This is a genomic window from Synechococcus sp. CS-197 (genome assembly GCF_025128215.1).
In the GTDB taxonomy this organism is placed as follows: Bacteria; Cyanobacteriota; Cyanobacteriia; order PCC-6307; family Cyanobiaceae; genus Synechococcus_C.
Window position 1 is genome coordinate 24653 of the sequence record NZ_JAHLZC010000012.1, and the last position, 11921, is coordinate 36573.

Annotated in this window: 11 protein-coding genes; 6 read left to right on the plus strand and 5 right to left on the minus strand. The window is 59.1% G+C overall.

From position 1 onward, the window contains the following. Positions 1-7: 7 nt before the first annotated feature. A complete protein-coding gene (locus tag KQ296_RS04810) occupies positions 8-208 on the plus strand; it encodes a hypothetical protein (RefSeq protein ID WP_259726373.1) in 201 nt (66 codons plus the stop codon). On the opposite strand, the gene KQ296_RS04815 is transcribed toward KQ296_RS04810, so the two are convergent. Both KQ296_RS04815 and rimO read right to left on the minus strand, forming a co-directional pair. Beyond that, positions 195-1421, minus strand: coding sequence for an MFS transporter (locus tag KQ296_RS04815; protein ID WP_011934095.1), 1227 nt, complete (start codon positions 1419-1421; stop codon positions 195-197). The genes KQ296_RS04810 and KQ296_RS04815 overlap by 14 nt on opposite strands. Beyond that, positions 1418-2824 carry a 30S ribosomal protein S12 methylthiotransferase RimO gene (gene rimO / locus KQ296_RS04820; protein WP_011934094.1) on the minus strand — a complete coding sequence of 469 codons (1407 nt, stop codon included), beginning with the start codon at positions 2822-2824 and terminating at the stop codon, positions 1418-1420. Before rimO ends, KQ296_RS04815 begins: the two co-directional genes overlap by 4 nt. Positions 2825-2894: 70 nt before the next feature. Between rimO and KQ296_RS04825 the strand changes: the two genes are divergently transcribed. Next, the gene (locus KQ296_RS04825; RefSeq protein WP_011934093.1) at positions 2895-3836 is read left to right on the plus strand and encodes a vitamin K epoxide reductase family protein; all 942 of its coding nucleotides are present in this window, start codon (positions 2895-2897) and stop codon (positions 3834-3836) included. A gap of 21 nt (positions 3837-3857) precedes the next feature. Here KQ296_RS04825 and nadB read toward each other — a convergent pair whose 3' ends face one another. The 3 genes from nadB to KQ296_RS04840 all read right to left on the minus strand — a co-directional run bounded on the left by nadB (position 3858) and on the right by KQ296_RS04840 (position 6805). Further along, positions 3858-5540: an L-aspartate oxidase gene (gene nadB, locus KQ296_RS04830; protein WP_011934092.1), complete on the minus strand. Its 1683-nt coding sequence runs from the start codon at positions 5538-5540 to the stop codon at positions 3858-3860. 53 nt (positions 5541-5593) lie between these two features. After that, the gene (psbU, locus tag KQ296_RS04835) at positions 5594-5971 is read right to left on the minus strand and encodes a photosystem II complex extrinsic protein PsbU (protein ID WP_011934091.1); all 378 of its coding nucleotides are present in this window, start codon (positions 5969-5971) and stop codon (positions 5594-5596) included. A 114-nt stretch (positions 5972-6085) separates the two neighbouring features. Continuing rightward, positions 6086-6805, minus strand: a complete 720-nt coding sequence (locus KQ296_RS04840) for a DUF3120 domain-containing protein (protein WP_011934090.1) — start codon at positions 6803-6805, stop codon at positions 6086-6088. Positions 6806-6952: 147 nt separating this feature from the next. Here KQ296_RS04840 and KQ296_RS04845 point away from each other — a divergent pair, with 147 nt between their 5' ends. The 4 genes from KQ296_RS04845 to KQ296_RS04860 all read left to right on the plus strand — a co-directional run bounded on the left by KQ296_RS04845 (position 6953) and on the right by KQ296_RS04860 (position 11788). After that, positions 6953-7813 carry an undecaprenyl-diphosphate phosphatase gene (locus tag KQ296_RS04845; protein WP_011934089.1) on the plus strand — a complete coding sequence of 287 codons (861 nt, stop codon included), beginning with the start codon at positions 6953-6955 and terminating at the stop codon, positions 7811-7813. A gap of 19 nt (positions 7814-7832) precedes the next feature. Next, entirely contained in the window at positions 7833-9230 is a 1398-nt protein-coding gene (locus tag KQ296_RS04850; protein WP_011934088.1) for a TIGR03279 family radical SAM protein, read from the plus strand. Between the two features lie 90 nt (positions 9231-9320). Further along, positions 9321-10970, plus strand: coding sequence for a TolC family protein (locus KQ296_RS04855; RefSeq protein ID WP_011934087.1), 1650 nt, complete (start codon positions 9321-9323; stop codon positions 10968-10970). A gap of 14 nt (positions 10971-10984) precedes the next feature. Beyond that, positions 10985-11788, plus strand: coding sequence for an inositol monophosphatase family protein (locus KQ296_RS04860; RefSeq protein ID WP_011934086.1), 804 nt, complete (start codon positions 10985-10987; stop codon positions 11786-11788). Positions 11789-11921 lie beyond the last annotated feature (133 nt).

An 11921-nucleotide genomic window follows, 5' to 3' on the forward strand; every position in this document is an offset into this window, starting at 1 on the left:
ACCCTGCTTGCAGACCCGTCCGGTTCCGTTTGGTTTCGATGCACGCAAGCTTAAGCGGGATCTGTCGTTTGGAGCCCCGGTTTCTGATCTAATGGGTCAGCATTCTGTGATTGCAATGGGCGTTGTCATCTATCTAGGTCTCGTCGGTGCCGGTCTCGTGACCGCTGCGGGTATCAGCCTGGTATTGCGTGGGATCAAACTGATCTGATTTCCGTCAGCACGGTGTTGCCTCGACGGCGAATTTCCATCAAGGCCAGCACCACCCCGACCCCACCGGAGATGGCGAATGTGGTTGGAAGCCCAACACTGATGCTCAGCTGCGCGGCAATTAGCCCGCTGAGTCCTCCACCGCCAAGAAAGGCGATCTGGCTGAGACCGGCCATCCGCCCCCGCAAGATCTGACTGGAACCCACTTGGGTGATGAGATTGCTGCTGCTGAGGAGTCCAGCCGTGCCAGCACCGATGAACAGCGTCATTAAAAGGATGAAAGGGACAGGTCCACCTCGGGCCATGCCCAATTGAGCCACAGCTGTGACCAGGCCGAATCCCGCCAACGTGAGCGATGGGCGCCTGCAGAAGCGGTGACTGTTGCGCTGAAGGATGAGCCCACCGGCAATGCTGCCCAAGGCCAGAACACTGGTGAACAGCCCGAGGTCCATTGGGTCTGTTCCTAACTCCTGAGCGGCAATCAATGGGGCCAGCCCAGGGTGGAAAAAGCCCACGACACACATCAAGCCCGTGAACACCACCACGTGGCGCAAAGTTGTTCCGCAGTCTCTCCACGCCACTGCAAGTGACGATCCCTCAGCCGATGTGCTGCGCTGCTCCTTCTCAAGCCTTGGATGCAAAAGCCAGATCACGCTGGCGATCGGCAGAAGATAGGTGGCTGCATCGAGGGTCAACGCCGTCGCCGGACCCGTGAGCGTGACCAGCCAGCCACCAATCGGTGGACCCACCAATTTGCCCACGTTGAACACCACGGAGAAACTGGTCAGAAACGGAGCCAGCTGGGCATTGTCGTCAACGAGAAGGGCGCAGTATTTGTTGCGTGCTGTGAGTTCATAGGCCCCTGCGATCCCCACCAGGAGCGTGCTGGCGAGCAGCATCAGCACCTGGGGCAGTCCATCCAGCCAAGGGATGGCCACGGCTCCGATCAGTCCTGCTCCCAGAAGCGCCCATTGCGCCTGGATCAACACCGTTTCACAGCCAATGCGATCGGTGCGAACACCTGCCGGACCGCTCACCAAAAGCGTTGGCAGCGAGAGTGCTGCGAAATGAAGGGCCAGCACCATGGGTGCCGCCGTTTCATCCATGAGGATCCACCCTTTCGCCGTCAATCCGGCGAAGGATCCGGCAGTGCTGATGCCAGAGGCGATCAGGAAAATAATGCGTTGGCGTTCGTGCAGCCCCCGTCCGCTCACAGGGCAGACCGCGCCGAGGCCACCATCGATGCAGCTCCCACGATCTCGGCGCGGAGGTCGTAGATGTCGGATCCAGTGATTTGAACTGGGATCATGGTTCCTGGCGCCGCCTGTAGTCCGTCGGCTCTTGGTGCGATGTGAACCTCCCCATCCACCTCTGGTGCAAAACGGGCACAGCGACCGATCATCGCGCCGGTCTCAGGGTTGTGCTGCTCGATCAGGGCATCCACCGTGCGGCCCACCCAGCGGGCATTGGCCGCTGCAGAGATCGGTTGTTGCAGCGTCATGAGGCGATCTTTTCTGGCTAAGGCGATGTCGGCATCGACGGGATTGGGCAATTCGGCTGCGGCCGTCCCCTGCTCCGGTGAAAAGGTGAACACGCCGACGTGATCGAACTGTTGCCGCTCCAGAAAACCTGCCAAATGCTCGAACTGCTCCTGCGTTTCCCCTGGGAAGCCCACAATCAAAGTGGTGCGCAGCACTGCCTCCGGCAACTGGCTTCTGATCTGATCGAGCAGTCGCTCGTTCACATCGGCTTGCCAGGGGCGATTCATGGCGCGCAGCACATCGGGGTGACTGTGTTGCAGAGGCAAGTCCAAATAGGGCAGAACGTTGGGCACATCCCGGTACGCGCTGATGACCTCGTTGGTCAGGCCTGTTGGGTAGGCGTAATGAACGCGGATCCAGGGGATCTCTACGTCTCCGAGGGCCTGCAACAGGTCGGCCAGGCGGGGACGGCCATAGAGATCTAAGCCGTAATTGGTGGTGATCTGGCTGATCAAGATCAGTTCTTTGACACCTTCTGCGGCCAGCTGATGGGCTTCTGCCACGATCGATTCGATCGGTCTCGAGCGCTGATTTCCACGGAGGTGAGGAATGATGCAGAAGGCGCAGCGGTAATCGCAACCCTCGGCAACTTTCAGGTACGCCACAGCTTCGCCGGTGGTGCGATGGCGCGGGAGTCGTTCGTCGGCCACGAACGTTGGTGTGCTGCTGACCCGGTTCACCCGTTCGCCGGCTTCCACCCGTTCCAGCACCTCCACGATGTGCTGGTAATCGCCCGTTCCCACAATCGCTTTCGCTTCAGGGAGGGACTCCAAAAGCTCCTCCTGAAAGTGCTGGGCCAGGCATCCGGCGATGATCAGTTCCTTTCCTTGTTCCGCAAGTCCGACCAGTGTCCTGACGGATTCCTCCCTGGCCTCTTGGATGAAGCTGCAGGTGTTCACAACCACCACATTGGCGACGGATTCGTCGCTGCTCACCCCGTAGCCCGCTTCACTCAGGAGACCGAGCATGTGTTCGGTATCGACTCGGTTCTTCTCGCAGCCCAGATGGGCAAACGCCACGGTTGGTTTGGTGCTGGCCCCGTCTCGGCCAGGACGTGGGTCCGGGGACATGGGCATGGCGAATCAATCAATCACCATAAATCCCGCTCCCACTCCTGCCAGAATTCATCCATTCTCTGCAGATCGCATGGCCGCCAGCAGACTCACCAGCCGCCGTCGCCAGGATCAGGGCTCGAAATGGGTACGGATCGCCATGGCCGTGCTCGCAACCGTGGGCGTGATCGACACCGGTTCGATCACCTTGAAGCGCTGGGGTCTGCTGGGAAACCTCACGTGTCCCATGGGCGCGGACGGTTGCGACAAGGTGCTCAACAGTCCTTGGGGAACACTTCTTCAGGGAGATGGTTTCAGCGTTCCGCTCTCGTTTGCTGGTTTGCTGGCCTACCTCGCTGTGTTGATCATGGCCCTGGTTCCTCTGCTGCCAGGGCTTTCCGAAAATCGCGGTGATCTGGCGCGGCGCACCTGGTGGGGACTGTTTGCCGTGTCCCTGGGTATGGCGGTCTTCAGCCTTGTGCTGGTTGGACTGATGGTGTTCAAAATCCAGGCGTTCTGTTTCTTTTGCGCCTTATCCGCAACCCTGTCCGTTCTCCTTTTGATTCTTTCTGTGGCCGGTGGTGGCTGGGATGACCCATCCAAATTGTTCTTCCGAGGTTTCCTGCTTGCTCTCGCCGTGCTGCTGGGAAGCTTGATCTGGGCTTCCGTTCTCGATCCGGAGCGTCCTGATGCCCCGGTGACCGGAGCTGGAGCACCCCCTTTGGTGACCACCGAAAGTACGCCAGCCAAGGTGGCTCTGGCGGAGCATCTCACTGCGTCTGGCGCCGTGATGTACAGCGCTTACTGGTGCCCCCACTGTCATGAGCAGAAGGAAGCGTTTGGAAAAGAAGCGGCGAAGAAGCTCACGGTGATCGAGTGCGCTGCAGATGGCCAGAACAATCAGCGGGCTCTCTGTGAAAGCAAAAAAATCGAGGGTTTCCCCACCTGGGAGATCAACGGCAAGCTTGATTCCGGCGTCAAGCCTTTGAAGGTTCTCGCCCGTTTGTCGGGTTTCAAGGGAGAGACAAATTTTTAATGGTTGAGCGACCAGTGCATCTCAATCGCTGACGGGTCGGGTGTGGATGCTCTTGCCCTTCACCTGGCGGCTATGGCAACGCCATTGCGGAAGCGGTGACGGTGCATCACTTCGGTAGTGTCCGCCCCTGCTCTCGGTGCGAAAGAGGCAAGCATCCAGCAGGAGGCGGCTTGCTTGCTGGCGGTGGTGAAGATCAAGGAGAAGGTTGAGGTTGCTCCGGCAGGTTTCCTCGAGCTGGAAACATCGGTCTTTCTCCTGGTTGCGCATCACCTCCAGCAGTGGGCTGCATTGCAACGCGCTGCTGGCTTGGAGGAGCTCCCGCAAGGCCTGCCGCATCCCGTTCACGCGTCGATCAACTCCTGCCATATCCCAGCAGGCTGCTCGAAGCGCGTTGATCGATCGGTGCAGGGATTCATGGTCTTGCCCAGGCATTGGCTCCGCTGTGCTCAGCTTGAACGGCTCCAGCCCTTGGTTGGAGACGGTGGGGGCGCTCCTTTCATTGAGAGCGATGTCCCTGAGTCGTCGGGCGAACACAAGACATTCCATCAATGAGTTGCTGGCCAGCCTGTTGGCACCATGCACCCCGGTGCAGGCCACCTCTCCAACGGCGAAAAGGCCCGGAATCGTGGTTGCCGCCTGCAGATCCGTGGCAACACCGCCCATCCAGTAGTGCGCGGCCGGTGCCACCGGGATTGGCTCCTGTAGAGGGCGAAGGCCATACTCCCGGCAGCGCTCAAGAATCGTCGGGAAGCGTCGTTCGGCTTGTTCTGCCGGTATTGGTGAGAGATCCAGCCCCAGATGGTTCAATCCCTGGGTTCGCATGGCTTGCAGCAGGGCTCTGCTCACTTGATCGCGTGGAGCAAGGTCGCGCTGGGTCAGCATGGCCACAGGACTTTGTCCTGAGGGGTCAACCAACACGGCGCCTTCGCCACGGACGGCTTCTGAGATCAAGAAGCAAGGTGCATGAGCCAGTTTCAGCGCCGTGGGATGGAACTGAACAAATTCCAGATCGTCGACAGCAGCTCCGGCTTGCCAGGAGAGCACAACCCCTTCTCCACAAGCCTGGGGTGGATTCGTGGTGTTGGTGTAGAGGTGTCCGCCTCCTCCTGTTGCGAGAACGACTGCTCGGGCTGGAACCCAGTGCAGCCAGGGACCATCAAGAATCTGAACACCGCAGCAGCGTTGGTCTTCGACCCAGAGTTGGGTGACGCGCACGCCGCGGCGATGCACCAGGCCTGGTCTGGCTTCGACGCGCTCGCGCAAGACATCCACCAAGGCTCTGCCGGTGCGGTCCTGCACATGCAGCACCCGGTGCTGGCTGTGAGCTGCCTCGAGGGTGGTCGCTAGTGATCCATCGGGATTGCGGTCGAACGCCATGCCGAGGGAGAGCAGCCTTTCCACGCAGTGGGGTGCCTGATCCACCAGGAGACGGACGGCATCGCCATCACAGAGACCTGCCCCTGCCTTCAGGGTGTCCTCCCCATGGAACAACGCAGAATCATCAGGACCGGTGACCGCTGCGATTCCACCTTGCGCCCAACGGCTCGATGAGCGCCGACCAGCGTTTCTGTTCAAAAGCAGAACGTTCAGGTCAGGGGGAAGCTCCAAGCAGGTCATCAGACCCGCCGCTCCTGCTCCAACAACCACAACATCCCAGGGGCCGTTGTGGATCGGATCCTGGGATGTTGATCGCACGCTGCTCATCGGAGCTTGTCGTAAACCACCGAAGGATCCGGCGGCTCAACCATGACGCATTTTTAGCGGTACTGACCGTCGTTAATCCTGTCGAAGCCCTCATTCAGAGCAATCGAGGGTGCCGTCACCGTGAAATTATCGCGGTACTTCTCGAACAGCTCCTTCTGGCGGTCGGTGAGATCAAGAGCCAGCACATCATCCACAGACTCGTAGGGACCGCCCAGGACGATCTTTCCGGCCAGGGTGGGATACATCCCGGGAAATTGCTGGAAGCGCCGCACCGATGAGTTGTTCAAATCAACTTTGTCGCCGCGTTCGGCGATCTTGTCGTCAGCCACATTGCGGATGTCAGCGGCCTGAACGCCTGATGGGGTGGCCAAAGAAAACAGCAAGCCAGCCATGACGACGAGACCTGTCAGCCAGGACAGCAGACGCTTCATGAAATTCTCCGTCTGAGAATCGGATCGGGATGATGCCGGAAGAACCGACCAGCAAACATTACAAGTGCTCTTCCCTGGCCATCGCAGAAAGCCCCGGGGTTTTTGCAGTTCGTTTCAGATGAGTCCGCTCAGGCTTGGAGCCAGCAGGGACACTCCCAGGAAAACGGCGTCAATCACCAAGGTGGTGAACAGCACCGAGGACGCAATGGACCATGCGCTCGAGTTGTCTCCAAGCCGATCAACGCGTGAGCGGCATACAGCAACCAGTCTTGTAATCAACGCTGCTGCCACGATCACCACCAGAAGAGACTTCGGTGTGAGGACCTGAGCGGCAGCTGCTCGCAACAGATCGGGAGCTTGGTCGGACGTGGCTGTTACCACCTCGGGCCACAGGGGCATCACCCCGGATAGGGCCATCGAAAGATCGGTGAAGGCTGTTCCGATCAGGGACGCCAAGTAGAAGGCGCAGGCGCAGCGCCAGCGGGTTGTGAGCCCAGCTAAGGCAAGAGGCAGGGCGAAGGCTTCGACCGGCACATGCAGGACCGGGTGGGCCGGCAGCCATCCCCAGAACAAACTTCCAGCCATCCAGCTGCCGCTGAATCCCAGAACGAGGGCGCCAAAATCGCCCTGTTCGCTTCGATCAGCCTTAAGGCTCCACAGGATTCCCGCGAGCGTCAGCACGAGTCCAAAGAGGCAAGCACTCAATGGTTGCTGACGGACCCATGGGGCCTGAACGAACACAGGCATCACCACGAGCACCGACGCCCAAAACGGGAGGGATGCCAGAACTGCAGTGGCAGAGAGCCTCTGCTTGTCCGCGGCTGGGTTTTGCATCAGCCCGCTGGACAAGGCCGCACCTCCGCAATGTGAAGAAAGAATCGAAACCTTAGAAGATTCGAGCCTGTCTGAGGGCTCAGCACTCAATCTTCAGCAGGACTGGCGCCCTCAGCCTGTTGGGCATAGCGTCCGACCACCCAACCATTGGAATCTGCGGTGTCGGAGCCTGGTCTTCTTGAAGCCATCTGGAGAGATTTCGTTCTCGGCGTTGTGCAGGGACTCACGGAGTTTCTGCCCATCAGCAGCACAGCCCACCTCAAAATTGTGCCGGTGCTCGCCGGTTGGGGTGATCCCGGCGTATCGGTGACTGCAGTGATTCAACTGGGCAGCATCGTGGCGGTGATTGCCTATTTCAGGGCAGATCTGGCTGCTGTTCTGCGTGGGATCAGTGGTGCTGTGCGCAGGGGGCAATGGCGCGAGCCGGAAGCGCGACTGGGAATCGCCATGACGATCGGCACCCTGCCCATCCTGTTTGCCGGACTGGCAATCAAGTTGTATTGGCCTGGTTACGAAACCTCGCCGCTGCGCAGTGTTCCCGCCATTGCTGGGGTGTCCATCCTGATGGCCCTCCTGCTTGCTCTTGCTGAGCGTTTCGGACCGCGCTCCAAGCAGCTCGATCAGGTTCAGGGCCGCGATGGACTCCTTGTGGGATTGGCCCAGGTACTGGCTCTCATTCCTGGTGTCTCCCGCTCCGGCAGCACCCTCACTGCTTCGCTCTTTGACAGTTGGAAACGGCCCGATGCCGCTCGGTTTTCTTTCCTTCTGGGCATCCCTGCCATCACCATTGCGGGGCTGGTGGAGCTCAAAGATGCATTCACTGAGCCCAGTGCAGGGGGTGTTCTGCCTTTGATGGTTGGCATCGTCTCTGCAGCGGTGGTCTCGTGGCTGGCTATCGACTGGTTGCTCAAATTCCTGCAGCGACACAGCACCTGGGTGTTTGTGATCTACCGGTTGCTGTTCGGAATTCTTTTGTTGGCCTGGTGGGCTGGTTCTGGCTCAAACTGAAATTAGTTGAATCCATTTCGTGTGGAATGAACCCTCCGCAGGCGTAGCTGTTGCCGCTCTCGATCCATCCAGTGCTGGGCGTCAGCCCCAGCCTGCGGTTGTTGCATCGGTGGAGCCTGGTTCGATCGGAGAGGAGCTCGGCTTCGAACCCGGCGATCAGTTGCTCAGCATTAACGGTGTACGCCCGCGCGACCTGATTGATTACCGCTATCTCACCGTTGAGGAAGATCTCACCCTCGAGGTCCAAGACAGCGCCGGAAAGCTCCATCGCGTGCAACTCGAAAAGGATGCCGATGACGGCCTCGGTCTTGCGTTTACCGAGGCGTTGTTTGATGGCCTGCGGCAATGCACCAACCGCTGCCCCTTCTGTTTTATCGACCAGCAGCCGCCCGGGCATCGCGACAGTCTTTATCTCAAAGACGATGACTACAGGCTCAGTTTTCTCTACGGCTCCTACCTAACGCTGACCAATCTCAGCGAGAGCGACTGGACGCGCATCGAAGAGCAACGCCTCAGCCCCCTGTTCGTGTCGGTGCATGCCACAGACCCAGGGTTGCGTTCACGACTGCTCGACAATCCCAGGGCGGGTGAACTGCTGCATCAGCTCGACTGGTTCGCGTGCCGTGGGTTGCAGATCCATGCCCAGGTGGTGGTCTGCCCAGAACTGAATGATGGCGAGGCTTTGGTTCGCACACTCACTGACCTGGCGCGGTTCGGGGCAGGGGAATGGCCTGCCGTTCTTTCCGCTGCTGTGGTGCCTGTGGGTCTGACGCGCTTTCGGCCTGCTGAGGATGGACTGCGGGCTGTCACGCCGGCGGACGCACGCCAAGTGATTGAGGCGGTGGAATCGCTTCAGTCCAGCTTCCAGCAACAGCTTGGTACACGTTTCGCCTGGCTGTCTGATGAGTGGTATCTGATTGCTGGTCAGCCCTTGCCTTCGAGGGGCACCTACGAAGATCTGCCTCAACAAGAAAACGGTGTCGGCACGATCCGGGCCTTTCTTGAGGCTCTGGAGCAGGCCACGGAGCAGCTTCCTGAACGAATCGATTCGTCTGTTCACAGCAGCTGGGTGGTGGGCCGTTTGGTGGATCAGGCTCTGGCACCGGTGCAGGAGCGGCTTAACCAAGTTGATGGTGTGACGCTCACGTTGCATGGACTTCCGAGCCCTTACTGGGGTCAGGATCAAGTGGTGACGGGCTTGCTCACAGGAGAAGATCTTCTCCATGGACTCAGAGATCAGGTTCTGGGGGATCAGTTGCTTCTTCCGTCCGTGATGCTCCGGCAGGGTCAGCCTGTGTTCCTGGATGACATGACCCTCGATGAGGTGCAGGAGCAACTGCCGGTACCGATCCGGATCGTGCATGGAGCAGCTGACATCGTGGCTGCTGTTCTCGGTCAGCAGACCAAAAACCCCTAAGCTCCGCCCAGCCCCGGAATCGTTGTGCGTCGGACTGCTGCACGTCTTCTGTTACTCGCAGGAGTTTTGCCTTCTGTGATCCATGCACCCGTGCGGGCACAGGACGGGTCGAGCGTTGATGCTGCGGCCGCTGATGGTGCGGCTCTGATCGATCAATCGACGCTTCCCACTGCAACTGAGATCAAGGGTTCAAGGCCGAAAGCTGATCCCTCGGTCCTTCCCCCCGCGGCCACCACGCTTCCTGAGAATCAAGACGATCTCAAGGCTCCGCCGAGTCTTGCGCTGCCCAATCAACCGGGCCAAGTGAGAATTCGAGAGCTGCGGCCCCTCACGCTTGCTGAGGTGGAGCGTTTGGTTGAGGTCAATAATCCCAGCCTGAAAGCGGTAGCAAGCCAGGTTCAACAGGCCAAATCAAGCCTGCGTGCAGCGCTTTCGGCCTGGTATCCCACGCTCAATCTCAATGCCAACGGTCTGCCGCAGTACCTCGCGGGTGAGCAGCAAACCTTCGATCCCAACAGAACCCAGACTGTGAACCCTTTGACGGGGCTTGAGCAATCTGAAGGTCGAGTCACGAATACAGAGATTTGGTCTGCCAATTTTGGGGCCCAGTTGAATTGGAACTTGATTGACCCAGCCAGGGTTCCTCAGATCGCGGCTGCAAGAGATGCCTATGAGAGCGCCCGTGACACCTACTTGATCTCCTTGCGTGAGCTGCGTCTTCAGGCAGCGACGTCTTATTTCCAGCTTCAACGTCAAGATGAACAGGTTCGGATCGGTCAACAATCCGTACGAGCTTCATTGGTGAGTCTTCGCGATGCGCGAGCTCGCTACCAGGCGGGTGTGGCTACCAAGCTCGAGGTTTTAGAAGCTGAAACTCAGCTCGCCCGTGATCAACAGCTGCTCACCAATGCTCTTGGCGACCAGGTGAATGCACGTCGATCCCTGGCATCGCTCATGGATCTTCCTCAAGACATCACTCCCACATCCGCTGCCCCTGCTCGTGTGCTTGGACTGTGGGAACCATCGCTTCAGGAAAGCATCATTGCGGCTTACACCTTCCGGGAAGAGCTCGATCGAGTGCTTCTCGATATCTCGATTAACAACAGCAACGCCAACGCAGCACTGGCGTCTGTTCAGCCTGTGTTGAGCATTTTCAACAATTTCACGTCCCAGCGTTTCCAGGGGGGAACCAGCGAGCCTCCAGTGAGCACCGAGGTGTATGGATGGAGCTTCGATAACTCGGTGGGCTTGTCGGCCACCTGGAACATTTTTGATGGGGGTCGAGCCCGCGCGGAGTACCGCCGCAACAAGCAAGCTGCAGAGGAGAGCCAGTTCAACTTTGCATCCGAGCGCGACAGCATCCGCAGGGAAGTGGAAGAAAGTTTTTACGACCTGAGAGATGCGCAGCAAAACATCCGCACCACAACGCGGGAGGTGCTGTCAGCCACTGAGTCATTGCGTTTGGCCAGGTTGCGTTTCCAAGCGGGGGTGACAACTCAGCGCGAGGTGGTCGATAACCAACGCGATCTCACCAGTGCTGAAGTGCGTTATGCCGATGCAGTTCTGAGCTACAACGCCAGCCTGGCTGAGTTGAGGCGTCGCACTGGCTTGGATCAAGTCAAAGCTTGCCCGCCGCTCAATCTTCCCGGCAAGAAGCCTGAAGTCGACCGCATGGAGTCTGTTCCCATTGAGCCGGATCCCAATACGCCAGCCTGTGAGGCCTCCCAGCTCGGTGCTTGAGCCCTTTTCGGACGGTGACTTCAGCTCCTCTCTCTCCGGCCCAGCTGCTTGCTGTCCATCAGCTTCTTGATGGTGTCGCTGAGAGACAACGGCACGATTTTGGCCACATTGTTTCCGATGTGAAGCCCGACGGGAGTCTGATCACCGCATGTGACCGTTGGAGTGATGAGACCCTGGTGCAGGGGTTTGCTCAGATTTGCTCAGGAGAGAGCACGCTCAGTGAGGAGGGGGAGAAGCATTGTCCGGCCACATCTGCGTTCTGGGTGGTGGATCCACTGGATGGCACAACGAACTTTGCCGCCGGCATTCCTTATTGGGCAATTTCTGTGGCGCGCTTTGTGGATGGTCGGCCGATGGAAGCGTTTCTCGACATCCCGTCCTTGAGACAACGCATCGTTGCGATCCGGGGTCGTGGTGCCTGGCGCAATGGCAAACGACTGACCGCTGAAACCCGTCTGGCGGCAGGAAGTGCCTGCGTTTCGCTCTGCAGCCGTGCGATTCGGGTGTTGCAGCGCCGTCATCAAGAGCCGTTTCCAGGAAAGATCCGTTTGCTCGGGGTTGCAAGCCTCAATCTTGTGAGTGTGGCGATGGGGCAGACCGTGGCGGCTCTGGAGGCCACCCCAAAGATCTGGGATCTCGCTGCTGCCTGGTTGGTGCTGTCTGAGCTTGGTTGCCCTGTGCTCTGGTTGCGGGAAGATCCAACGGCGCTGGTTCCAGGACGGGACCTCTCTGATGTGGGCTTTCCAGTGCTTGCGGCCAGTTCCGAGGAGCAGCTGACGCGGCTCAGACCTTGGGGTGAGTCGCTGTTGTTGCCCTGAGAGTTTGGTAGTTGCGTGAATGGGGGTATGTGGTGTTATGGTTATGGACTGCGCGGGGGGCTGAGGCCCGAAGCGCAGCTTCTGAACAAGGAGAGCGAGAGCTTGATGTGTTCAGGAGTGCTTACAAGCCAAG